Annotated in this window: 22 protein-coding genes; 12 read left to right on the forward strand and 10 right to left on the reverse strand. The window is 65.6% G+C overall.

Annotated elements, in window-relative coordinates:
- Positions 1 to 6: 6 nt before the first annotated feature.
- Both recN and C1A15_RS15380 read right to left on the reverse strand, forming a co-directional pair.
- Positions 7 to 1,680: a DNA repair protein RecN gene (gene recN, locus C1A15_RS15375; RefSeq protein ID WP_101723379.1), complete on the reverse strand. Its 1,674-nt coding sequence runs from the start codon at positions 1,678 to 1,680 to the stop codon at positions 7 to 9.
- A 172-nt stretch (positions 1,681 to 1,852) separates the two neighbouring features.
- Complete coding sequence (locus C1A15_RS15380) at positions 1,853 to 3,775, reverse strand: leucine-rich repeat protein (protein ID WP_101723380.1); 1,923 nt, start codon at positions 3,773 to 3,775, stop codon at positions 1,853 to 1,855.
- A gap of 172 nt (positions 3,776 to 3,947) precedes the next feature.
- Here C1A15_RS15380 and C1A15_RS15385 point away from each other — a divergent pair, with 172 nt between their 5' ends.
- Together C1A15_RS15385 and C1A15_RS15390 are read left to right on the forward strand one after the other, a co-directional pair.
- The gene (locus C1A15_RS15385) at positions 3,948 to 5,480 is read left to right on the forward strand and encodes a vWA domain-containing protein (RefSeq protein ID WP_101723381.1); all 1,533 of its coding nucleotides are present in this window, start codon (positions 3,948 to 3,950) and stop codon (positions 5,478 to 5,480) included.
- Positions 5,481 to 5,539: 59 nt separating this feature from the next.
- Positions 5,540 to 7,051: an ATP-binding protein gene (locus C1A15_RS15390; protein WP_101723382.1), complete on the forward strand. Its 1,512-nt coding sequence runs from the start codon at positions 5,540 to 5,542 to the stop codon at positions 7,049 to 7,051.
- 180 nt (positions 7,052 to 7,231) lie between these two features.
- Here C1A15_RS15390 and C1A15_RS15395 read toward each other — a convergent pair whose 3' ends face one another.
- The gene (locus tag C1A15_RS15395) at positions 7,232 to 8,011 is read right to left on the reverse strand and encodes a MerR family transcriptional regulator (protein WP_101723383.1); all 780 of its coding nucleotides are present in this window, start codon (positions 8,009 to 8,011) and stop codon (positions 7,232 to 7,234) included.
- A gap of 163 nt (positions 8,012 to 8,174) precedes the next feature.
- On the opposite strand from C1A15_RS15395, the gene C1A15_RS15400 reads away from it, so the two are divergent.
- From C1A15_RS15400 to C1A15_RS15415, 4 genes are all read left to right on the forward strand, one after another.
- Positions 8,175 to 8,834, forward strand: coding sequence for a response regulator transcription factor (locus C1A15_RS15400; protein WP_101723384.1), 660 nt, complete (start codon positions 8,175 to 8,177; stop codon positions 8,832 to 8,834).
- A 37-nt stretch (positions 8,835 to 8,871) separates the two neighbouring features.
- Positions 8,872 to 10,245 carry a HAMP domain-containing sensor histidine kinase gene (locus C1A15_RS15405; protein WP_245865104.1) on the forward strand — a complete coding sequence of 458 codons (1,374 nt, stop codon included), beginning with the start codon at positions 8,872 to 8,874 and terminating at the stop codon, positions 10,243 to 10,245.
- Complete coding sequence (locus tag C1A15_RS15410; protein WP_101723386.1) at positions 10,242 to 11,027, forward strand: hypothetical protein; 786 nt, start codon at positions 10,242 to 10,244, stop codon at positions 11,025 to 11,027. Before C1A15_RS15405 ends, C1A15_RS15410 begins: the two co-directional genes overlap by 4 nt.
- A gap of 108 nt (positions 11,028 to 11,135) precedes the next feature.
- Positions 11,136 to 11,951 (forward strand): M15 family metallopeptidase, encoded by an 816-nt coding sequence (locus tag C1A15_RS15415; RefSeq protein WP_101723387.1) that lies wholly within the window; start codon positions 11,136 to 11,138, stop codon positions 11,949 to 11,951.
- 25 nt (positions 11,952 to 11,976) lie between these two features.
- Here C1A15_RS15415 and C1A15_RS15420 read toward each other — a convergent pair whose 3' ends face one another.
- Positions 11,977 to 12,795 (reverse strand): 4Fe-4S binding protein, encoded by an 819-nt coding sequence (locus C1A15_RS15420; RefSeq protein WP_245865051.1) that lies wholly within the window; start codon positions 12,793 to 12,795, stop codon positions 11,977 to 11,979.
- An 86-nt stretch (positions 12,796 to 12,881) separates the two neighbouring features.
- Positions 12,882 to 13,439 (reverse strand): TetR/AcrR family transcriptional regulator, encoded by a 558-nt coding sequence (locus C1A15_RS15425; RefSeq protein WP_101723389.1) that lies wholly within the window; start codon positions 13,437 to 13,439, stop codon positions 12,882 to 12,884.
- A 211-nt stretch (positions 13,440 to 13,650) separates the two neighbouring features.
- On the opposite strand from C1A15_RS15425, the gene hdcA reads away from it, so the two are divergent.
- The 3 genes from hdcA (at position 13,651) to C1A15_RS15440 (ending at position 17,286) form a co-directional block, all read left to right on the forward strand.
- On the forward strand, positions 13,651 to 14,604 hold the full coding sequence (hdcA, locus tag C1A15_RS15430; RefSeq protein ID WP_101723390.1) for a histidine decarboxylase, pyruvoyl type: 954 nt from the start codon (positions 13,651 to 13,653) through the stop codon (positions 14,602 to 14,604).
- Between the two features lie 73 nt (positions 14,605 to 14,677).
- Positions 14,678 to 16,177, forward strand: a complete 1,500-nt coding sequence (locus C1A15_RS15435) for a basic amino acid/polyamine antiporter (protein WP_101723391.1) — start codon at positions 14,678 to 14,680, stop codon at positions 16,175 to 16,177.
- Between the two features lie 203 nt (positions 16,178 to 16,380).
- On the forward strand, positions 16,381 to 17,286 hold the full coding sequence (locus tag C1A15_RS15440) for a DUF368 domain-containing protein (RefSeq protein WP_101723392.1): 906 nt from the start codon (positions 16,381 to 16,383) through the stop codon (positions 17,284 to 17,286).
- 23 nt (positions 17,287 to 17,309) lie between these two features.
- Here the strand turns inward: C1A15_RS15440 and C1A15_RS15445 are convergent, their stop codons facing one another.
- Positions 17,310 to 17,576 carry a TfoX/Sxy family protein gene (locus C1A15_RS15445; protein WP_101723393.1) on the reverse strand — a complete coding sequence of 89 codons (267 nt, stop codon included), beginning with the start codon at positions 17,574 to 17,576 and terminating at the stop codon, positions 17,310 to 17,312.
- A gap of 1 nt (position 17,577) precedes the next feature.
- A complete protein-coding gene (gene bilS / locus C1A15_RS15450; RefSeq protein WP_101723394.1) occupies positions 17,578 to 18,093 on the reverse strand; it encodes a flavodoxin family protein BilS in 516 nt (171 codons plus the stop codon).
- A 187-nt stretch (positions 18,094 to 18,280) separates the two neighbouring features.
- On the opposite strand from bilS, the gene dmpI reads away from it, so the two are divergent.
- Together dmpI and dtd are read left to right on the forward strand one after the other, a co-directional pair.
- Positions 18,281 to 18,505, forward strand: a complete 225-nt coding sequence (gene dmpI, locus C1A15_RS15455; protein ID WP_101723395.1) for a 4-oxalocrotonate tautomerase DmpI — start codon at positions 18,281 to 18,283, stop codon at positions 18,503 to 18,505.
- Positions 18,502 to 18,948: a D-aminoacyl-tRNA deacylase gene (dtd, locus tag C1A15_RS15460; protein ID WP_101723396.1), complete on the forward strand. Its 447-nt coding sequence runs from the start codon at positions 18,502 to 18,504 to the stop codon at positions 18,946 to 18,948. The genes dmpI and dtd overlap by 4 nt, the downstream gene beginning before the upstream one ends.
- 12 nt (positions 18,949 to 18,960) lie before the next feature.
- Here dtd and C1A15_RS15465 read toward each other — a convergent pair whose 3' ends face one another.
- Positions 18,961 to 19,323: an arsenate reductase family protein gene (locus C1A15_RS15465; RefSeq protein WP_101723397.1), complete on the reverse strand. Its 363-nt coding sequence runs from the start codon at positions 19,321 to 19,323 to the stop codon at positions 18,961 to 18,963.
- A 498-nt stretch (positions 19,324 to 19,821) separates the two neighbouring features.
- On the opposite strand from C1A15_RS15465, the gene C1A15_RS15470 reads away from it, so the two are divergent.
- The gene (locus C1A15_RS15470) at positions 19,822 to 20,616 is read left to right on the forward strand and encodes an EFR1 family ferrodoxin (RefSeq protein ID WP_101723398.1); all 795 of its coding nucleotides are present in this window, start codon (positions 19,822 to 19,824) and stop codon (positions 20,614 to 20,616) included.
- Between the two features lie 6 nt (positions 20,617 to 20,622).
- Here C1A15_RS15470 and C1A15_RS15475 read toward each other — a convergent pair whose 3' ends face one another.
- Positions 20,623 to 21,069 carry a PIN domain-containing protein gene (locus C1A15_RS15475; protein WP_101723399.1) on the reverse strand — a complete coding sequence of 149 codons (447 nt, stop codon included), beginning with the start codon at positions 21,067 to 21,069 and terminating at the stop codon, positions 20,623 to 20,625.
- Complete coding sequence (locus tag C1A15_RS15480; protein WP_101723400.1) at positions 21,053 to 21,409, reverse strand: type II toxin-antitoxin system RelB/DinJ family antitoxin; 357 nt, start codon at positions 21,407 to 21,409, stop codon at positions 21,053 to 21,055. Before C1A15_RS15480 ends, C1A15_RS15475 begins: the two co-directional genes overlap by 17 nt.
- Between the last annotated feature and the right edge of the window lie 275 nt (positions 21,410 to 21,684).

Consider the following 21,684-nt stretch of genomic DNA (forward strand, 5'->3'; position numbering starts at 1 on the left):
CACGCGTTAGTCGGCGGCCCGCTCGAGCAGCTCGCGCGCGTGGGCGAGCGACGTCTCCGTGGCGTCGCCCGACAGCATGCGCGCGATCTCGGCGGGTCGCTCGGCGCTGTCCAGCTGGCGCAGATCGGTCTCGGGCATGGCGCCCTCGTCCCCCGCCGCCTTCTGCACCACGTAGTGAGCCTGGCCGCGGACGGCCACCTGCGCGAGGTGCGTGACGACGATCACCTGGTGCGTGCGCGCAAGGTCGGCGAGCACGTCGGCCAAGGCCACGGCGGTCGAGCCGCCCACGCCCGCGTCCACTTCGTCGAACACGAGCGTGTCCACCTCGTCCGCCTCGCCGAGCACCACCTTCACCGCCAGCATGACGCGGCTGACCTCGCCGCCCGACGCGATGCGCGCGAGCGGGCGCGCCTGCATTCCGGCACCCGGGCGAAACAGGAACTCCACCGCTTGCGGCCCCACCTTCGTCCACCGGTCGCGCTCGAGCGGCACGAGGTCGCACACGAGCTGCGCGCCGCCCATTTCCAAGCGGCCCATCTGCGCGCACACGGCCTCGGCGAACCGCGGCGCGGCCTCGGCGCGCGCCTCGGACAGCGCGGCCGCCGCCTGCGCGAGCGCCTCTTCGGCCCGATCGAGCTCCTGCTGCGCCGCGCGTTCGCGCTCGGCGGCGTCGTCCACGAGCGACACGAGGTCGGCCGCCTCGGCGCGACGCGCGACCACGTCTTCCATGCGCGGGCCGTACGTACGCAGGAGCCCCTGCAGAGAGGCCATGCGCTCTTGCTGCTGCGCCAATACCTCCGGATCGAACTCCACGCCCTCGCGGTAGTCGCGCGTCTCGCGCGCCATGTCCTCCAAAACGTAGCCCGCCTCGCGCAGCGCTTCGGCGAACTCGCCGAGCTTCGCATCGAAGCGAGCCGCACCGTCGAGCGCCGAGATGGCGCTGCCCAGCGCGTCGATGGCCCCTTCTTCGCCCGCAAGCGCCTCATACGCCGCATTCGCGGACACGGCCAGCGTCTCGGCGTGCTCGACGCGCGCGAGCTCCTCGAGCAGCTCGTCGTATTCGCCTTCGCGCGGATCCACCGCGTCGATGCGCTGCAGCACGAAGCGCGCCTCGTCGAGCTTGGCCGACGAGGCCTCGCCCGCCTCGCGCACGCGCGCCAGCTCGGCCGCAGCCGCGTTCGCCGTCGCGAACGCTTCCTCGTACGCGGCGTGCGCCTGCGCCACCGCTTCGCCCGCCCAAGCGTCGAGCATGCGCACATGCTGGGAGGTCTTCATGAGCTGCTGGTGCTCGTGCTGGCCGCACAGGTCGATAGTGGGCGCCACGGCGCGGACAAGCTCGCCGACGCTGGCCATGCGGCCGTCGATGGACACGCGCGAGCGGCCGTCCGCCGTCACGCGACGGGTGGCCACGAGTTCGCGTAGGTCGGCATCGGCATCGGCGTCTTCGGCCTCGAGCGGGTCGAGCGAGACGCCGTAGAACCGCCCCGACACGGCAAGGGACTCTTCGCCGTCGCGGACGGCGTCCTTGTCGGCGCGCGCGCCCATGAGCAGCTTCAACGCCGAGAGCAGCGCCGTCTTGCCCGCGCCCGTCTCGCCCGTGAGCACGGTCAGCCCGCGCGCCGGCACGAGCGTCGCCTCGCGGATCAACGCGAGGTTCTCAACTTGGATCTCATCGATCATCGCGCACCTCTTCACACCTTCGATCGTTCTGGAACCATCAAGTATACCAGCGCCGAAGTGCCTCGCTGAAGGAGAATCCCCCGGTCGCGCAAACCCAGCGCCGTTCTCACGCCGTTCTCACGCCGTTCTTGCGCAGCCCTAACGCCGACGCCAACGCCAGGTCGCCGTCAGCCTACAGGGCGAAGCGATCCTTCACGCTCGTCGGCTTGGACTGGGCGCGGTGCTGCTCCATGAGGTAGAGCACGCAGTCGGTTCGGTTGCAGGCGCGCAGCAGCTCGATCTGCCGGTCGAACGTGCGCTCGTCGATGAAGCCGTCCCGCACGAGCGCCTCCACCATCGCCCGGTCTCCCTCCTGGGCCACCCGCTCCTGAGCCTCACGCTCGTGATCGCGTAGATACGCCACGAGTGCCGTGCGCGTCGCGTCCTCCAAGCGGTACGGCACGGTCAGCCGATGCAGCACCGCACCCAGCTTGTCCGGCAGGTTCTTCCCCGAGCGCAGCAGCTCGTCGTAGCGCCCGTAGTCGAACGGCACGCCGTCCTCCGCGTCCGTCAGAAAGCACGTGAGCAGCTGATCGGCCGATACGTGCACGATCGTTCCCGTGCGCTCGAGACGGCACACCGCGTACTCGAAGCTGCCTTCCCCGATGGAGCGCACGCTGGCCGGAATAGACACGGGCCCTTCGAGGATGCGCGAGCAGAAGCAGTGGGGCCCGATAGCCTCGAGCCCCTCGGGAAGCACGAGCCGCTTCGCGTTGCGGCATGCGTTGTCGCGCTCGACGACGCGCACGGTATCGGCCACCACGAGCGATGCGGGAGCGTAGGGCAGCGCGCGCACGCCCACGCGGACGAGCGGGCGGCCTTCCACCGAGCGCGGCAGCACGAGCGCGTCCTCCGGCGCGGCGGAATGCGCGGCCACGTGCGCCACCTGCCCCGGCGACGGCGCCTGTTCCACCGCGCTCTGCCCGCGCAGCGTCGCCGCGCGCACGGCGGCGGCCGCCGCGAACCGCTTGGACACCGAGGTGGGCGCGGGTGGCCCGGCCACCAGCACCGCGCCAGCGTCGTCGAAGTCGTACCAGCATCCGTCAAGCTCCACCGCTCGCGGACCCGCCAGCCGCACGCCGCGAGCGGCGAGCGGGCGATGCGCCAGCGCTTCGGGCGGGCACAGCCACACGGCATCGTCCCAGCCCTTCGCATCCACGCGCGCAAGCGTCGGCGGGCACGACACCACCGAAGGAGGTTCGCACCCGGCGGCGAACGCGGACGCGCCGATGCGTTCGACGCCTGCGGGAAGCTCGATGCGCTCGTCGTACGGCGAGGCTAAAAACAACAGCGTCGACCCGCCGTCGGCGAACAGGTTGCCGTCCCGCGCGCAGAACCGCCCGTTGCGCGCGTCGACGGAATACTCGCGGCGTTTGAGGCGCGGCGAGACGCCGGCGAGGTCGCACGGCTGCTCGCCCAGGACGCGCACGCCCGCCCCCACGTGGATATGCTGCACCGACAGCGCCAGAAACGCGTTCGCGCCGACGCGTTCTACCGTATCGGGAATCGCGAGCAGCCGCACCCCTACGCCCTGCACAAAACGACGGGCGAACGCCTCGGCCGCGATGCGCACCACCGGAACGCCGCCGAGGTGCGCGGGAAGGTTCACCACGAGGCCTTCGCTCTGCCCGCAGGCCGCAGCGAAGCGCCGCAGGTCCACCGCCACGATGGCGTAGCCGTCCTCGTCGCGACGCACGCGCAGCGCCCCGCGCAGGTCGATCGCCTCCGGCTGCGCGCCCTCCGCCCGCGCCGCGTCCCTTCGCCGCTCCCGCTCGGTGGCCTGGGCAAGCAGCGCCTCGCGTTCCTCGTCCGAAAGCCCCATGCCCAGCGATCCCACCACCAGCAGATCGCCGTCGGTGCCTTCCTCGGTGCCTTGAGCAGCCCACGCCTGATACGCCGGAAGCTGGGGCGACCACACCTCGCCATCGACCGCGCGCGCCGCGTCCACCACGTCCACCTCGGAGGGCGCCAACGTGGGCCCGTTTTCGTGCACTTGCACAATTAGTTCGTCGATAGGGGTTTCTATATCGTAGAACACCAGATCATCCGTAGGCATAGTTTCGTGCTACCTCCCAAAACTTATCGCCGCGCTGCGTGTTTACCACCCGCTTCCCCCATGCTACACTGCCCGTGGTGGCGATGGCAAGCGTCAAGCCGACGCGCGCCGCGCGCACATGCAACGAGCATGCCGCCCGCCGCCGCACGAAACGCCCGTCGAAGGAGGCCCCATGGCGTCCGATGCTGCCGAGCCGCTTGCCCGCCAAGCCCTCGACCTCGCGAAAAACGCACTGCTCGTGAACCTGCGCTTCATGAACGCCGCGTTCGCGCGCCTGCATCCCTTCCCCGTCGCGGGCTCCACGCTCGCCACCGACGGCGCGCGACTCCGCTACGATCCCGCCGCGCTCGCACGCCTTTACGCTGCCGAGCCGGCTGAGCTCACCCGCGCCTACCTTCACATCGTGCTGCACAACGTGTTCCTCCACCTCTATCCCGGGCCGCATGTTGACGCGGCGCGCTGGGACGCGGCCTGCGACATCGTCGCGGAGCGCACCATCGCCGAGCTCGACCTGCCCGCCACCCGCACCGCGCGCGCCGCGCGGCAGCAGGCCGCGCTCGCCCGCATCGACGCGGCATTGCCGTTGGCCACCGCCGAGACGGTGTACCGCTACTTGCAGGACGAGGGCCTGGACGCCTCCGAGCTGGCCGAGCTGCGCGCTCCCTTCTACGTGGACGACCACGATCCCTGGTACCGCCTGATGGCCGCCGAGGGCGAGGGCGACGTCACCGAGGAGAGCCGGCGCGCCGAGGAGCAGGAGGACGGCTCGTCCACGGCGCCCGCGTCCGGACCCGCCGAGAGCGGCACCGACGCCGAGCTGCCGCCGGACGCCGCCAGCGCCAAGCGCAGCCACGCCTCGCAACGCGGCATGGACCCGGACGACATAACGCAGAAGGAAGCGCCCGAGAACGCCAAGCCCTCCGTGGGCGAGCGGTTCGCTGACACCGTGAACCTCGACCGCTCGCGCGAACAATGGAAGAACGCCGCGCTCGAGATGGGCGTGCAGCTGGACGCCTACGCCAAGCTCTGGGGCGTCAAAGGCGCGAACCTCGCCATGAACCTGCGCGCCGTCACGCGCGAGAAGCAGGACTACCGCGAATTCCTGCGCAAGTTCGCCCGCATGGGCGAGCAGATCCGCGTGAACGACGACGAGTTCGACTACGTCTACTACTGCTACGGCTTGGAGCGCTACGGAAACCTGCCGCTCATCGAGCCGCTCGAGTACGTGGAGGAGAAGCGCATCCGCGACTTCGTCATCGCCATCGACACCTCGGCTTCGACGAAGGACGGGCTCATGCGCCGCTTCATCGAGAAGACGTACGCCATCCTCGAGCAGGAAACGAGCTTCTTCGCCGACATGAACGTGCTCATCGTGCAGTGCGACGCCGCCATCACGGACGTCGCCCGCATCGCGAACCTGCGCGATCTGGACGACTACCTGGACGATCTCGAGATCAAGGGGCTGGGAGGCACCGACTTCCGCCCCGTGTTCGCCTACGTCGACGACGCCGTGGAACGCGGCGACCTCACGAACCTGGGCGGCCTCATCTACTTCACCGACGGCCAGGGCACCTACCCGGCCCGCAAGCCCGACTACGATACCGCGTTCGTCTTCGTCGACGACGCATCCGCCGCCGCCAGCCCGCACGTTCCCGCGTGGGCTATGAAAGTGGAGCTCGACGAAACCGTCATCCTGAACGACTGAGGAACATGTCCCAAATGGAGACAGTCCCCATTTGGGACATTTTGGAAAGGAAGCACCGCATGGACATCCGTCAGGCAAAGCAGCAGATCAAAAACGCGATGGTCGCCTACTTCTCGAAGGACGAGTTCGGCAACTACCGCCTGCCCACCGAGCGGCAGCGGCCTGTGTTCCTGCTGGGCGCGCCCGGCATCGGCAAGACGGCCATCATGGAGCAGATCGCGCAGGATCTCGACGTGGGGTTCGTATCGTACTCGATGACGCACCACACGCGCCAAAGCGCGCTCGGCCTGCCCTTCATCGCGAAGAAGACCTACGACGGCGTGGAGTACGACGTGTCCGAGTACACGATGAGCGAGATCATCGCCGCCGTGTACGACGCCATGGAAGCCACCGGCAAGCGCGAGGGCATCCTGTTCCTCGACGAGATCAACTGCGTGTCGGAAACGCTGACGCCCGCGATGCTGCAGTTCCTGCAATACAAGATCTTCGGACGCCACCGCGTGCCAGACGGCTGGATCGTGGTGACGGCCGGCAACCCGCCCGAGTACAACCGCACGGCACACGATTTCGACATCGCCACGTGGGACCGCCTCAAGCGCATCGACGTGGAGCCCGACTTCGCCGCCTGGCGCGACTTCGCCGTGGAGACGGGCGTGCACCCCGCCGTGCTCACCTACCTCGACATCGAGCGCGATCACTTCTACCGCGTGGAGACCACCGTGGACGGTAAGTCGTTCGTCACGGCGCGCGGCTGGGACGACCTCTCGGCCATGATGAAACTCTACGAGGAGCGCGACATTCCCGTGGACGAGCTGCTGATCGGCCAATACGTGCAGAACGCAGAGATCGCGAAGCGGTTCAGCGTGTACTACGACCTGTTCACGAAGTACCGCGCAGACTACCAGATCGACCGCATCCTGGCCGGCGAGGCCGACGCTTCCGTGCTCGACCGCGCCCGCGAGGCCGCCTTCGACGAGCGCGTCTCGCTCATGGGCCTCATCACCGACGCCCTCGGCGGCCGCCTGCGCGACGCCGTGCTGGAGGAACGCGCCGTGGAGTTCATGCACGGCAGGCTTGCCGCGCTGCGCGATGCGCTCAAAGGCGACGACGCGAACGCGCTGCCCCTGCTGCGCGAGGAAGCCGCCTCGCTGCAAGCGCGGCTGACCACCGAGCGCAAGGCGGGGCTGCTGTCGGACGAGAAGTACGTGGCGTACGAGCGCACGCTCGCGCTGGTCGATCGCGCGCTGCGCTGCGACGCGGCGGGCGGCGGCGTGCCGTTCTCGCGCGTCAAGGAGCTGTTCGCCGAGCAGGTCGATGCGCTCGACGCGCGCATCGCAGACACCTCGAGCGCGCTCGACAGCGCTTTCCGGTTCGTCGAGGACGCGTTCGGCAGCGGCCAGGAGATGCTGCTGCTCGTCACCGACCTGTCCGTCAACCGCTACGGCATGTCCTTCATCAACGACCACGGATGCAAGCGCTACTTCGCCCACAACGAGGACCTGCTGTTCTACGAGCGCGGCTCCGATCTGATCGACCGCATCAACCGTTTGGATTTGACGGAAGACGAGTAGCCCGCCTCGCTCGCCAGAACATCTTCGCTCTGCGGTTGCGGCGAACAGTGCGGGGGTCTCCGTCTATGGGGAGATCGTCAAAACATCTTCGCTCCGAAAACACGCCACAGCCGCTGTGGCGTGTTTTCGGAGCGAAGATGCGTCTCGCCGCCGCTTGCAGCGGGACGAAGGCGACCAGCTTTACGCGCAATAGGCTCGGATGGCGTCGCGGAGGAATTCGGCGGCGCCGGGGGCGACGGCCTCGTAGTAGGCTTTGAAGCGGTCGTCGGCCACGTACATCTCGGCGAGTCCCTGATGCGCGGCCTTGGAGTACGTGCCGTCCTTCCAGAAGGCGCACAGCCACTGGCGATGCAGGTCGGCCGCGCGATGCGCGTCCTCGCCCGCCGGGTCGCCCGCTTCCATCGCCGCCCGCAGCGCGTCCTTGACGCCCTGCTCCAGCTCCTGGGTTCGGTGGTACTGCTCCACGCTCATGCCCATGAGCTTCGCGTTGCTCGCGTCGGCGGCATCGTCGCCCCAGCGCTCGCGCACCTCTTCGCCGTAGCGCCGCTCGTTCTCGTCGACGAGGCCCTGCTTGAAAGCCTCGAATTTTTCCTGATCTTCCATACTGGTGGAACCTTCCATACAGGCGAGCGTTTTCTCCACGCTCGCAATCAATCCGTCGAGGCGCTCCTTGCGCGCATGCAGTTCGCACAGATGACCGGCCAGCGCATCGCGCGCGTCGAACGCCGGGTCGTCCAGCAGCCGCCCGATGTCGGCCAGCGGCATAGCGCATTCGCGATACAGCAGCACCTGCTGCAGCCGGTTCACCTCGGCGGGCCCGTAGCGACGGTATCCGTTCGCCGCGCGCTGCGCCCGCACCAGCCCCAGCTCGTCGTAGTGATGCAGCGTGCGAACTGTGCACCCCGACAACGCCGCCAGCTCGTGCACCGTGTAGCCGTCGCCTTCCCGCTCGCGCTCCATGAGCAACCTCCTTCCTTTTGCGATCGCAGCGCCAGCATACACCCTCACGTAACGTGAGGGTCAAGGAGAGGCCCTGAAAAAACCTTATCCGGTGAAATTGTTTGCCGTTTCGATGCCGCGATGATGAATAATGGGTGCGGAGCATCATCCTATGGAGGACCCCATGCCAACCATTCTCATCGTGGAAGACGAGCTTCCCATCGCAAACCTCATCAGGCTCAGTTTGACGCAGGCCGGATACGAGTGCACCTGCGCCTACGATGGAGCCGTCGCGGCGGATCTCGCCGCCGAAGGGACGTTCGACCTCGCGCTGCTCGACGTGATGATCCCCGAGATCAACGGTTTCGAACTGCTGGGGTACTTCACCTCGCTCGAGATCCCCGTCATCTTCCTGACGGCGGTAAGCTCGCTCGAGAAACGCGTGCGGGGACTGCGCGAGGGAGCAGAGGACTACATCGTGAAACCATTCGAGATCGACGAATTGCTGGCACGCGTCGACGTCGTGCTCAGACGATACGGCAAGGCGCACGGCGTCCTCGAAGCGGGCGACCTCGTCATCGACACGCGCGCCATGCGCGTCCGCCGCGGCGACGAGGACATAGCCCTCACACGCAAAGAGTACGAGCTGCTCGTCCTACTCGCGCGCAACCCCGACGTCGCGCTGCACCGAGAGACCATATACGAGCGCGTATGGGGCGGCGACCTGGGGGTTGGGAGCAAAACCGTCGACTTGCACGTGCAACGGCTCCGCAAGAAGACAGGGCTGCACGATCTCATCCAAACCGTGAACAAGGTGGGCTACCGCCTGACCGGCAGCGCTTGAGCGCCGCATGAAGTTCCGGCTGAAGATAACGTTGAGCATGCTGTGTCTCATGGCGCTGTCGTTCGGCGTCGGAGGCAGCCTGCTCATCGCGCTGTCGTTCGACAGCTCGCTCGAACGACAGGAAGCTTCGGCGCGCGAATCCCATCAGCTCATCCTCGATGCGATGGGAGCCGTCGGCGCGCTCGATGCGTGGACTTCGAGCAGCGATGTGTCCTCTTTGCTTGACAAGCTTCACGCCGACAGCGCCTCATTGTGGTCGGCACTGCGGCTTTCGTCCGACGAGCGGCTGATCCACGAGAGCGGGGATACGGACGCGATCTTCGTCGACGACCGTTCGGGAATCGACCAGGAGCACGGCGCGGCGTTCGCCCTGTCAGGCGCCGACGGCAGGCGTTATCTCCAGCTTACCGGCGCAGTCGCAATCGACGGCGAGCGATGCTACCTAGACGCATTGCACGACATCACGCCCCTATACGAGGCGCGCGATCATCAGTTGGCGGTGTTCCGCATCGTCTTCCTCGTGCTCATGGCATGCTGTGCCTTGTGCGCCTACGGCATTGCCTGGCTGTTGACCAGGCCCCTTTCGAAGTTGTCGCGTGCAGCGTGCGAGCTGGCGTCGGGAAACCTCGCATATCGCTCGAACGTGAGCGCAAGCGACGAGATCGGAGCGCTGTCGGCCGACTTCGACGTCATGGCCATGCAGGTCGAGCGAAGCGTCGCGGGCATGCAGCAAGCACTCGAGCGTCAGGAACGTTTCATGGGAAGCTTCGCCCATGAGCTGAAAACACCTATGACCTCGATCATCGGGTACGCCGATCTCCTTCGACGCAACACGCTCGATCCGCACGAGCGCCGGGAGGCGGCCGCGTACGTGTTCTCCGAGGGGAAGCGACTCGAGAACCTGTCGTTGCGTCTGCTCGACCTGTTCGTGCTCGGCAACTCCGAGCCCGTCCTCGCTCCGCAGCAGCCGGCTGCCCTCGTCGAAAACGCATGCACCCACGAGAAGCAGCGGTTCGATCGCCAGCGCGCGCAGCTCATCGCTCGCTGCGAAGAGGGAACGTGCCTGCTGGAAGCGGATCTCGTGCATTCGCTGCTGCTCAACCTCATCGAGAACGCGCGCAAAGCCCTCGAAGGCGAGGGAACCGTGCTCGTCTCCTGCACGATGCTGCCCGACGGATGCCGCATCGTCGTCGAGGACGACGGCAGGGGCATCCCCCGCGAATCGTTGGCGCACGTCGCCGAAGCGTTCTACCGCGTGGATACCGTGCGCTCGCGTGCAGAAGGAGGGGCCGGCCTCGGACTTTCCTTCTGCTCGAAAATCGCCGACGTTCATCACGGCTCCTTGCGCATCGAAAGCGAGGAGGGGCGAGGCACCCGCGTCACCGTCTACCTGAGAGGAGGACGCCCATGAAATCACCTGCGACCATCGCGCTCGCACTTGCCGCGCCGCTCATCGTCGTGGTCGGCTTCCGCCTTCCCGACATAGTATGCCGCCTGCAAGACGATGCGAGGAACGCGTCGGTATCCCGCTACGATGCGCGCCCCGTGCAACTGGACTTCGAGCCGGTTGACGGCGCTCTTCCGGCGCTCCAAGCCTTCGCCTCGAACGCCGTCTTCTACAACCTGGAAAACGATAGGCGCACGTTCCCCTACGACGCACGCGCCGTCGTCGGCGAGGTGCTGCCACCAGCACCCTCGCTGCAAACGATCGACATCGCGACACGTGACGTCGAGATCGTACCCATGCTGGCAATCGGCGCCGACGACTCCCAAGCAGCCTTGCTATGGAGCTGCGCGTTCGCGCTCGACGACGATGCCGATACGTCCATCTCGGCCTTCGTCGACGATGCTACCGGCAAGATCGTCCAGCTCACGTGCTTCATAAAAGAGGACGAAGCGCCTGACGAAAACGCCGTTCGCGAACTCCTCGGTTCATGGATGGACGCCTGGGCATCGCATCTCGACTTCGACGTCGTCGAATCTGACGGTTCCGGCGAGATCGCGTCAGGCGCAACCGTTTCGAGCTCGCCTGCCGAGCACGACGGCGGCGGCACCTTCGCCATCGCCGAGTCCTCGGCTGATCGATCCCTGCTCGCGTACATTCCCGACACCGAGTTTGGGTTGCGCGCCGAGCGACAGAGCATCGACGGCTTCCATGTCGCCTATTCGCTCGAGCCCGTCAAGCTCGCATGAGATCAGACCAGCAGCATCCGAGCGGATGATGCCGTTCGGATGCCGGATCGCTGCCGATCGTTGCAGCCCTCTTGCTAGGATCGCGTCAACCGATCCTGAGGAGGACTCATGCGCGACACATCGCCCCGCCCCCGCCCGCGCGCCGCAGCGAACTCCAACGTCTCCCGCACCCCTTCCCTCTCGAGACGCGCGTTCGTCGGAGGGGCGGTGCTGATCGGCTTTACGGCGTGGGTCTCACTGCTCGGATCGCTTTCCGGCCCCCCGAAGAGCGCCGCAGCATCATCCGACGAGACGAGTGCGCGCGATGCGGCGCCGAACGGGACGGAGCCTGCTCCCACGCCGATCGACCGGAACGACTGGAAGCTGGTCCTCGTGAACCCCTCGCATCCCATCGATCCCGGCTACGCCTTCGAGCGAAGCACCACCCAAAACGGTTTCGAGGTGGACGAGCGCTGCCTTCCTGACGTGGAACGCCTGCTGAACGCATGCAGCGCTGCGGGCTGCAACCCGTTCATCTGCTCGGCGTTCCGCACGCGCGAGATGCAGGAATCGCTGTTCGAGCGTCAGGTGCAGTCGATGATGGCCAAAGGATTGTCGCCGGGAGACGCCCAAGCCAAGGCGGCCACGATCGTGGCCGCGCCCGACACGAGCGAGCACCAAGTGGGGCTGGCGCTCGACATCGTGGACTTCGACGACCAGAACCTCACCGACGCCCAGGCCGACACGCCCACCCAACGATGGTTGATCGAGCACAGCTGGGAATACGGCTTCATCTTCCGCTACGCCGCCGACAAGACGGAGATCACCGGCGTCGTCTACGAGCCGTGGCACTACCGCTACGTGGGCCTCGAAGCCGCCGAGATCATCACGAAGCGCGGCATCTGCCTCGAGGAATACCTCGCGCAGGACGGCGCGATCGCCTAATCGGAGCTCGCAGGAAGGCACCCGCTTATCGCAGCCTCCCCACCCGCAGCTTCAGCACGTCCTTGGGGCACGCGTCGGCGCACGCCGCGCACTGGATGCACTCGGCGTCGACGATCGCGCCGCCCTGCGCCAGCTGCTCCACCGGCAGGCTCATCGGGCAGGCGCGGTCGCACTTCCCGCAGCCGACGCAGCGGTCGGCCTCGGCGCTCACGTGCAGCTGCGGGACGCGCAGCGCGCTCCCCAGCTTCTCGCCCAACACCATGAACGGCGCCATCCAGCAGATGCAGTGGCACATGGCGCGCCGTCCCAGCACCAGGTTGGGAACGAAGAACAGCGCCACGATGCCGAAGTAGATGGGCAGGCCGAGCGGGTTGTTCATCGACACGCCGAACGGGATGCCGTACAGCGGATCCACCACCGAGAAGCCGCCCGCCACCCAGGCGCACGCGATGATGGAGAGCACCCACGGCACCCAGATAACGTACTTCACGCGCTTGAGCCATGCAGGCCTCGACGGCTTGCCCACCGCCGTGGCCGCGAGCTCCTGCAATCCGCCCGCCGCGCACAGCCATCCGCACCACGCGCGGCGCAGCACGATCGCCGTCAGGAACTGCAAGCCGAACACGAGCATGCTGGCGACCACCGCACCCTCCAGCGCCCCTTCGATGATGAGCACCGGCGAGAAATAGAAGATGATGATGGGAAACAGCAGGAACGTCGTGAGCAGCAGCAAGCGCCTCGTCCGCTGGCGCTTTTGCCCGCGGGCCCGCCGATCACGCGCTGCGCTTGCCGCTGCGCGTCCCGGCGCCGCCGTCTTCTCGTTCGAGTGTTTCACGTGAAACATTCGTTCTGTAGTACCAGATGTTTCACGTGAGTCAGCTGCGCAAGCAATCGGCTCGCGGGCAGCCTGCTCGCCGCCTCCCCGGGCGCTCATGAGCGCACCATCGCGACGAAGCCCTGGAACGCGCGATCCATGCGTGCGTGCAGCTCCTCGTCGGAGAACCGCGCGCCCGTGGCCAGCATCGCGGCCATGCCGTGCACGTAGACGATCATGTCGAGGTACAGCGTGCGCGCCGCCTCCGGCGACAGATGCCCCAGCTCTTCGATGCATTGCTGCACGCCGTCGATGGCGACGCTCTCGTACACCTCGTTGAAGCCCGTCGCCTCCATGTGGGGCGACAGGTACAGGAAATGGAACAGCGCGCGCTCGGTGCGCGCGAGTCTCAGATGCGACAAGCCGTTGGCCTCGAACGGGTTGTTCCCGTCCAGCTCGTGCTCGCGGTTGTAGGCGGCCACCCACGCGCGAGCGTGGTCGTACAGCTGCCGCACTAATTCTTGCATGTCGCCGAACAGGCTGTAGATCGGCTGGACCGAGCACCCCGCCCGCTGTGCCACCGATCGCGCGCTCAGCGCCGCTTCGCCCTGCTCGCGCACGATGGCAAGCGCCGCATCGAGCACCTGCCCCTTGCTCACCCTCTGTTCCGGCATACGTTTCTCCCTTGCATAACACTTGTTATATTACGGTTGTAATATACACCGTTCGAGCGGCTTGTCAAGATCACGTCCCTGTTTCACGCGCATGACGTGCAGTCATCGGGGAAGGCACGGCTCGCCATCGAAACCCTTATGCGAAATTCAGCACGCGCGAAGGGCCCTACAATCGGCGCTGAATCGTTCACATTCGAAAGGAGACCCATCCATGAAGAACGTTGAGGAGCGACGCAACCGCACCATCGCCCGCGAGGCCGATCATCATGCAACCATGCGTGCGCCGCACATCGACAAGACGGCCATCAGCCCGTACGACGACTATTGCGACGGTTACGGCATGCCCGGCGCCTACGGCAACGGCTACGTGTCCGTATTGAAGGTTTCGGCCGGCACGGTTGAGAAGACCAACGACGAGCTGGTCGACCGCATCGTCACCTACGACAAGGCCGAGGCCGCCGATGCCTACGTCGGCCAGATCAACATGCTGACCGCCTCGTCGTTCTGCGGCATGGCCGGCCAGGTGTGGGGCTACGACCTCGCCCGCCACGACTCGGTCGACAACGGCGCGAGCAAGCCGCTGTTCACCGAGAAGCAGTGGAACGGCCGCGAGCTCGAAGTGTACGACGCTGCTCCGCTGCTGAGCGCCGGCGTCGAGCTGTTCGGCACCGAGCAGAACCGCCGCTACCATCCCATCCCGGGCGCGCACACCATCTGCGCGAACAAGGGCGTCGTCGCCTACCGTCCGAAGACCGACCGCCCGCTCAAGGAAGGCGAGGGCTACGGCGTGTGGTCCTTCATCGCCATCTCCCTGTCCGCCGATCGCGACTTCTCGGCCGACCTGTTCATCGAGGACGCCGGCGTGTGGACCGAGAACGACAACGAAGAGGACATGGTCAAGTTCCTCGAGGAGCATCGCAAGGCCATCGTCTGGTCCGTCGTCGAGTGCGGCCGCGACCAGAACGTGCTGTACGACCGCACCTACGTGGGCTTCGCGCACCGCATGATGAAGCCCGGCGAGATCGGCAACGCCATCACCGTGGGCCCCTACGTCACGCTGGCCCGCAACGCCGTGCCCGCCACCGGCTTCGATTCGCTCAACGCCATGCACCTCTCCGACTGGCTGAAGGACATGGACTTCGAGCCCCTCACGGATCTCAAGTAACCAACGGCATCCCCTCGTCGAGCCGTCCAGGTGGTCCCGGGCGGCTCGATTTCGTTAGACAAGGACTGGAAACATGGCAGACAAAACCGCTTCCGGTTCCAGCGGATCAACAGCCCAGACCAGCTCGAAAAAGGTTGGCCTGATCGGCCTGGTTGGCATCGTCATCAGCGCCATGATCGGCGGAGGCATCTACAACCTCCCCCAGAACATGGCCGCAGACGCCTCCGCAGGAGCCATCATCATCGCCTGGGTCGTCACCGGCATCGGCATCTGGTTCATCGCGAACACGTTCCGCATCCTGTCGGCAGCGCGTCCCGAGCTCACGAACGGCCTGTACACGTACGCCGAGAAAGGCTTCGGCAAGCTGATCGGCTTCTTCGTGGCGTACGGCTACTGGATTTGCAACTGCTTCGCGCTTGTTGCCTATTCAGTGCTCGTCATGGCCACGCTGAACTACTTCGTGCCCGATTTCTCGGGCGGCAACAACATACCCTCCATCATCGGCGGGTCCATCATCACGTGGATCATGTACCTGCTCGCCCTGCGCGGCGCGAAGTCCACGAGCTTCCTGAACATCATCGGCACCATCGGCAAGCTCGTGCCCGTCATCATTTTCATCCTGGCCGTGGCCACCGTCTTCAAGTTCTCGGTGTTCATGGAAGGCTTCTGGGGCATGAAGGACGGCATCGCGCTGACGCTGAACTTCGACAACGTCATGCCGCAGGTATCCTCCACCATGCTCGTCACGCTGTGGCTGTTCCTCGGCATCGAGGGCGCCGTGGTCGTGTCGGGGAAGGCGAAGTCGCAGGCCGCCGTGCGCAAGGCAACCACCATCGGCTTCCTCGTCACCCTGGCCCTCTACATCATCGTGTCGCTGCTGCCCCTCGGCGTGTACTCGCAGGCCGACGTCGGCAACATGGCCGATCCGTCGATGGCCGCCATCATGTTGAAATCCTTCGGCCAATGGGGCGAGATCATGGTGAACGCCGGCGTGATCATCTCGGTTTTGAGCTCCTGGCTCGTATGGATGCTCATGCTGGGCGAGATGCCGCTGGCCGCATCCAAAAGCGGGATCTTCCCCAAGATGTTCGTGAAGGAGAACAAGAACGGATCGCCCTCCACCTCGCTTCTGTGGACGACCATCGTCGTGCAGGTGGTGCTCATCATCTCGTTCTTCATCGGCAGCAACGCATGGACCACGATGATCAGCATCACGAGCGTCATGGCGCTGCCTTGCTATTTCTTCTGCACCCTGTTCCTGTTCAAGATCGCCGTTAAGAAGGAGTACCCCTCCGGCATCTTCGCCAGCCGCAACATGGCCATCTTCACCGGCGCGGCCGGGTCGCTGTACGGCATCTGGCTCATCTACGCTGCCGGCCTGAACTACCTCATGGTGGCCTGCATCGTGTACGCCATCGGTTTGCCGCTGTACATCGTAGGCGTGCGCCAGCATGACAAACAGGCGAAGCTCTTCGAGAAAAGGTCCGACAAGATCATCCTTGCCGTAGTGCTGGCTCTCGGCATCGCCGGCCTGATCTACTCGATCATCACGTTCGGGAACGTCCACTTCTAGAACCCTCCCCTCGCACGATCGCCCTGAAAGCCCGAGGCCGCTATGCGGTCCCGGGCTTTTTGCAATTGGCTTTACCTGTACTTTACACGGGTTTTACCGATTCTTAAGCAGTCTGAATATCCTCCATCAATCGGTGTACGACCTGGGACTTTCATCGCGCATACGCCATGCTGTTCCCATCTGAAACCGAAAAGGAGCCATCTATGAAAGGCGCTACCGAACTCATCGTCAACTCCGTCCGCGGGTTTTGCATGGCCCTGGCCGACAGCGTACCCGGCGTGTCAGGCGGCACCGTCGCTTTCCTGCTGGGCTTCTACGACCGCTTCATCGGCTCGCTCGACGACCTGTTCCACGGCACGAAGGCCGCGCGCCTCGTGGCCGTGCGCTTCCTGCTGAAGCTGGGCGTGGGCTGGGCGATCGGCTTCGGACTGTCGGCGCTCGTGCTGACGAGCTTCTTCGACTCGCACATCTACGAGGTCAGCTCGCTGTTCATGGGCTTCATCGTGTTCGCCATCCCCATCGTCGTGCGCGAGGAGCTGGGCGCGCTGCGAGGGCGCCTGCCGAACCTCGTCTTCGCCGGCGCGGGCATCGCGTTCGTGGTGGCCGTGACCTTGCTGAGCCCCGTGTCCGGCGCAGGGTTGGACGTGGCGGTGGAGAATCTCGACGTCGGCCTCGTCGCGTACGTGTTCCTGGCGGCGATGGTGGCCATCTCGGCGATGGTGCTGCCCGGCATCTCGGGTTCCACGCTGCTGCTGATCTTCGGCCTGTACGTGCCCATCATGGGCGCGGTGCGCGCGGTGATGGGGCTCGACATGGCCTACCTACCCGTCCTGCTCGTGTTCGCGGCGGGCGTGGCGTGCGGTGTGCTCGTGTTCGTGCGCCTCATCAGAATGTGCCTCGAGCGCTTCCGCTCGCAGACCATCTATGCCATCATCGGCATGATGTTGGGCTCGCTGTTCTCCATCACGCAGGGGCCGCTCACGCTGAGCGAGCCGCAGCCCGCCATGGGCATCGACACGTTCAGCATCGTGTTCTTCATAGTCGGCGGCGTCGTGGTGGGCGGGCTCCAGCTGCTCAGGGCGCGCCTGGAGGAACCCGCCGACGCGTAGCGCTTCGACGCGGGGCCGCGCGCCTACCGAGATGCGGGCCGGTGCGAATTCATGAACTCCTTGAGCTCCTGCTTGCGCGCCGGGTCGAGACGCGCCTTCGGGATGCCCTGCACCGCGCCCTCGAGGCCGTACAGCATGTGCAGGCATACGCCTGGGTCGATGGTCTGCAGCTTCAGCCACGCCTGCTCGGCGCCGACGGCCGCCAAATCCTCGGGCGTGGCGATGCCCACCTCGGCCAGCTGCTGCTCGGCATGGGCGCCGATGTTGGGAAGGTCGGTCAGCTTCGCCATGCTAGATCGCCGCCTCGACCGCCGCGCGCAAGCGAGCGAGGTCATCGTCGTTGGGATGGTTCGCCGCCTCGTCGAAGTTCTCGATGAGCTGCTGCATGCGCGCAGCCTGCTCCGGCTTGCTCGCGGCGGTTTGGGCGTAGCGCGCGCGAACGCTCGCAGGCATGCGGCCTTGGCACATGAACGAACCGACGACCTGCGCCGAAGCGGGCAGATGCACCGCCACGCGCGACATTACGCCGGCGAAGTACGTCTCGTCGGCGCCGAAGCCGGCCGTGCCGAACAGGAACACGTCCTTGTCCGCGAGCCCGGCCAGCACCTCGGCCAGTTCATCGCCGCAGTCGCCGCGGTTCGTCCAGAACCCCGCGTACACGCGGTCGGCCTGCGCGACGGCGTCGCGGTCGACGTCGTCCACCCTCCCGAATGCGAGGCGCTCCTCGCTCGGCAGCGCATCGGCCACCGCCTTCGCCAGCTGTTCGGTGTTGCCCGTGCTGCTCTCGTACACGATCGCGTAGCTCATAAGCGTCCTCCCTCGTGCGCGGCGCGCGGCGCCGCCTCGTTCGTTCCGACCGTTATACACCCGCCCACCTGCATCGTAAACAGGTCGCACACGATCAGCACGGCGCTCTCACGCAACAAACCGTTGCGACGCCCCGCCCCACCGACGTGTGCGATAATGGCCCCATGACCGCGAGAAAGGATGCCGCATGCCCTACATCACCGTCGAGGGCGGGCCGCTCGACGCCCCCAGCAAGAAGGCGCTCATCGAAGAGCTCACCGCCACCGCGTCCGCTATCATGCACGTGCCGGCCGAGTTCTTCCTCGTCACCATCAAGGAGCTGCCCGACGAGAACATCGGCATCGGCGGCAAGCCCATCGACGAGGTGAAGGCCTCCTACCGGCGCGAGCAGGAAGCTGCGGGCCGCCGATGAGGGCCGTGGTGCAGCGCGTGTCGAGCGCGCGGGTAGACATCGACGGGGAGACGGCAGGATCCATCGGGCGCGGACTGCTCATCCTGTTGGGCGTTGGCCACGGCGATGCCGAAGAGCAGGCAGAACGCCTCTGGAGCAAGATCGCGCGCTTGCGCATCTTCGAGGACGCCGACGGCAAGACGAACCTGTCGTTAGCCGACGTGGACGGCGAGGTGCTCGTCGTTTCGCAGTTCACCCTGTTCGCGAGCTGCAAAAAGGGCAACCGTCCCTCGTTCACCGAAGCGGGCGCGCCCGACGAGGCGAACCGCCTGTACGCATGGTTCGTCGAACGCGCGCGCCGCGACGTGCCCCGCGTGGAGACGGGGCGCTTCGGCGCCTACATGGACGTGAGCCTGGTCAACGACGGGCCGTTCACGCTGTGGCTCGACACCGATGCGCTCTAGCGCGCTGTTTCGCTAGAGCAGCGCCCGCTCCCATTCGGCTTCCTTGAAGCCCACGAGCACGAAATCGTCGCCCACTACGAGCGGGCGCTTCACCATCATGCCGTTCTCGGCCAAAAGCGCATAGGCGCCCGCATCGCTCATGCCGGCGTCGAGCAGTGCCTTCACGTTGCGTTCGCGGTACAGCATGCCGCTCGTGTTGAAGAAACGGCGCAGCGGCAGCCCGCTTCTCGCATGCCACGCGGCCAGCTCGTCGGCCGTCGGGTTGTCCTCCACGATGTGGCGATCGGCATACGCCACGCCATGCGCGTCGAGCCACGCCTTCGCCTTCTTGCACGTGGAGCACTTCGGGTACTCGATGAACAGCACGTCCGCCATGGTTCCTCCTCGGTTCGCGTCCTTTTGCACGCCGCCAATGATACCAAAGCGCTACGCGACCGCGAGGCTGAGCGAACGTGTGAACAGCGCGCGCGTCGGCAGAATGTTTCACATGAACCATCCGTTCGGCATCCTGTTTGGAGCCTAACTGCAAGAGCTTTCCGCCCGAGGATATGCGTATATCCTGGTGCACCGAGGTTTTTTCGGCAGGAATTTCCCCTATTGGCAACCTTGCTGCCCGCCCGGCACCTGCAGCCGGTGCCGCGACCTGGCCGTTCCCTCCGATCTTCCCGGAACAGGGGCTTCCGGCAACGCCCCACCGACCAACAGGGGAGAATCCTGCCAATCTGAGCCTTTCCCGCCGAGATCGTGCGCCGAACGGGAGTCCGTGGCATTGCACGCCATGCCACGGACGCAGCGAGATACATCCAGGTAGCGAAACGAGCGCGCGCGGCCGCACCTTGGTATACTGGGAACATCCAGACGGAAAGGCCTCTCATGATCTTCTACTTCACCGGCACCGGCAACTCGCTCGCCGCGGCGCAGACCATCGCTCGAGCGACGGACGACCTGCTCGTCGACATCGGCGCAGCGTACAAGTACAAGGATTTCGATTTCACGCTTGCGCAAAACGAGCAGCTCGGTTTCGTCTTCCCCACCTACGCCTGGACCACCCCGCCCATCGTCGACGCGTTCGTCAAGCGCGCGCACTTCCGCACGGGCAACAAGGAGACGTTCACGCCCGGCTACTGCTTCGCCGTGCTCAGCTGCGGCGCGTTCGTCGGCAACGCCGCGCGCATCTTCGGCGACCGTCTGCTTGAAGCGCAGGGCATCAACCTCGATGCCTCGTTCAGCGTGAAGTCGGTGGGCAACTGCACCTACCTGTACGCGCCCGCCCAAGGCGAGAAGCGCGAGCGCCTGCTGGCCGCTGCGGAACTCGCCACCCGCACGGTTGCCGAGCGCATCGTCGGGCGCGAGCACGTGCGCGCCGAGCATCGCAATCCCGTCGGGGTGATCCTGTCGAAATTCACCGAGAAGGACGAGAAGCCGCGCTCCACGGCCGAATTCTTCGCGCTCCCCACCTGCATCAGCTGCGGTCAATGCGCCGATTTATGTCCCACGAACACCATCACGCTCATCGAGGGCACGCCCCGCTGGGCCGAGCTCGGCTGCACGCAGTGCCTCGCCTGCCTGCATCGCTGCCCTGTGAACGCCATCCAGTACGGCTCGAAAACCGAACGCCGCGGCCGCTACGTCAACCCCGTCCTCGCAAAAGCCCCCAGGCGCGCCTGAGCCGCACTACCAGTCGACCATGTCGTAAACGATGCCGTACTCCTCTTCGAGCATCGCAAAAAACGACGGCGCATCCATCGCAGGCATGCTCGAACGTTTGAACCCGTCTGCATCGCGCGTGATAATGTAGTCCGCCTTCACCTTTTCTGCGCAGATGCCGATCAGGCAGTCTTCAAAATCGGGCCATGATCGCTCGGCTGCTTCGCGGATATCGCCCTCGTCCACCGAGCATACCTTGATGAAGGAGAGGCTTTGGAGAAACATGTCCTGGAGCTTCGCGGGGCCGACGGCTTTTCGCAACAGATAGAACGCGTCCGTGTACGATTCAGCCGAGGCCCACAACTCGGCATACCCCGTTATCTGCAAGGCGTTGATCAGCTCCCATTGATCGAAAAAGGGCTGACGGGCACCGAAGTAGTCCACAAGGACATTCGTATCAAGCAAGAGCTTCATATTTCTCCCTCACTGCCTCCTCCAACAGATCCTTATACGACTTGCCTTGCCAAAACGATTCGGGAACTGCGCATGTCGCTCGCTCGCTTCGCTCTCGCAACGTCTTTTTCTGCTCGTCGGTCAGCTTGATGACGTGCGGTTCGAGCAGGCGTGCTTCAACCGGCAGCTCCTCCCGCTTGAGGACGTATTGGTATGCGGCGTTTACCAGCTCAGTGGGAGTAGAGCCGATCTTCTTGAGGACGGCGTTGCCCTGCCGTTTGATTTCCACCGGTACGCGTGCGGTGACGATGCTGTCGTCGCGATTGCTGCGTGACCGCTTCTTGCTGAGCGCGGTTTCCATGCCAGCCTCCTTTCAACACGATCAGTATACTGTAATACCGTATTACTGACAAGTGGCATTCTTCGCCCGAAACATGCTTGACGGGTGTGTATCTATTGTTTATAGTGTGCATATCGGGTATATACGCTCAATACGTTACGAGTGGCATAGCCCGAGCGGAGGGAAGCAGGGAACGTGCTTGCATCCCTCCTGGCGCGAAGCGGGACGCCGCGACGTGCCACCCGAGCGCAGGGGACGCCCGCGCGTTCGGATACGGAACACGAAAGGGAGCCTGA

Origin of the sequence: Eggerthella timonensis (genome assembly GCF_900184265.1) — a bacterium.
Taxonomy (GTDB): domain Bacteria; phylum Actinomycetota; class Coriobacteriia; order Coriobacteriales; family Eggerthellaceae; genus Eggerthella; species Eggerthella timonensis.

Coding starts and splice junctions, on each gene's coding strand:
- recN (WP_101723379.1), bottom strand. CDS start 1,680: ATGATCGATGAGATCCAAGTTGAGAACCTCGCGTTGATCCGCGAGGCG.
- C1A15_RS15380 (WP_101723380.1), bottom strand. CDS start 3,775: ATGCCTACGGATGATCTGGTGTTCTACGATATAGAAACCCCTATCGAC.
- C1A15_RS15385 (WP_101723381.1), top strand. CDS start 3,948: ATGGCGTCCGATGCTGCCGAGCCGCTTGCCCGCCAAGCCCTCGACCTC.
- C1A15_RS15390 (WP_101723382.1), top strand. CDS start 5,540: ATGGACATCCGTCAGGCAAAGCAGCAGATCAAAAACGCGATGGTCGCC.
- C1A15_RS15395 (WP_101723383.1), bottom strand. CDS start 8,011: ATGGAGCGCGAGCGGGAAGGCGACGGCTACACGGTGCACGAGCTGGCG.
- C1A15_RS15400 (WP_101723384.1), top strand. CDS start 8,175: ATGCCAACCATTCTCATCGTGGAAGACGAGCTTCCCATCGCAAACCTC.
- C1A15_RS15405 (WP_245865104.1), top strand. CDS start 8,872: ATGCTGTGTCTCATGGCGCTGTCGTTCGGCGTCGGAGGCAGCCTGCTC.
- C1A15_RS15410 (WP_101723386.1), top strand. CDS start 10,242: ATGAAATCACCTGCGACCATCGCGCTCGCACTTGCCGCGCCGCTCATC.
- C1A15_RS15415 (WP_101723387.1), top strand. CDS start 11,136: ATGCGCGACACATCGCCCCGCCCCCGCCCGCGCGCCGCAGCGAACTCC.
- C1A15_RS15420 (WP_245865051.1), bottom strand. CDS start 12,795: ATGTTTCACGTGAAACACTCGAACGAGAAGACGGCGGCGCCGGGACGC.
- C1A15_RS15425 (WP_101723389.1), bottom strand. CDS start 13,439: ATGCCGGAACAGAGGGTGAGCAAGGGGCAGGTGCTCGATGCGGCGCTT.
- hdcA (WP_101723390.1), top strand. CDS start 13,651: ATGAAGAACGTTGAGGAGCGACGCAACCGCACCATCGCCCGCGAGGCC.
- C1A15_RS15435 (WP_101723391.1), top strand. CDS start 14,678: ATGGCAGACAAAACCGCTTCCGGTTCCAGCGGATCAACAGCCCAGACC.
- C1A15_RS15440 (WP_101723392.1), top strand. CDS start 16,381: ATGAAAGGCGCTACCGAACTCATCGTCAACTCCGTCCGCGGGTTTTGC.
- C1A15_RS15445 (WP_101723393.1), bottom strand. CDS start 17,576: ATGGCGAAGCTGACCGACCTTCCCAACATCGGCGCCCATGCCGAGCAG.
- bilS (WP_101723394.1), bottom strand. CDS start 18,093: ATGAGCTACGCGATCGTGTACGAGAGCAGCACGGGCAACACCGAACAG.
- dmpI (WP_101723395.1), top strand. CDS start 18,281: ATGCCCTACATCACCGTCGAGGGCGGGCCGCTCGACGCCCCCAGCAAG.
- dtd (WP_101723396.1), top strand. CDS start 18,502: ATGAGGGCCGTGGTGCAGCGCGTGTCGAGCGCGCGGGTAGACATCGAC.
- C1A15_RS15465 (WP_101723397.1), bottom strand. CDS start 19,323: ATGGCGGACGTGCTGTTCATCGAGTACCCGAAGTGCTCCACGTGCAAG.
- C1A15_RS15470 (WP_101723398.1), top strand. CDS start 19,822: ATGATCTTCTACTTCACCGGCACCGGCAACTCGCTCGCCGCGGCGCAG.
- C1A15_RS15475 (WP_101723399.1), bottom strand. CDS start 21,069: ATGAAGCTCTTGCTTGATACGAATGTCCTTGTGGACTACTTCGGTGCC.
- C1A15_RS15480 (WP_101723400.1), bottom strand. CDS start 21,409: ATGGAAACCGCGCTCAGCAAGAAGCGGTCACGCAGCAATCGCGACGAC.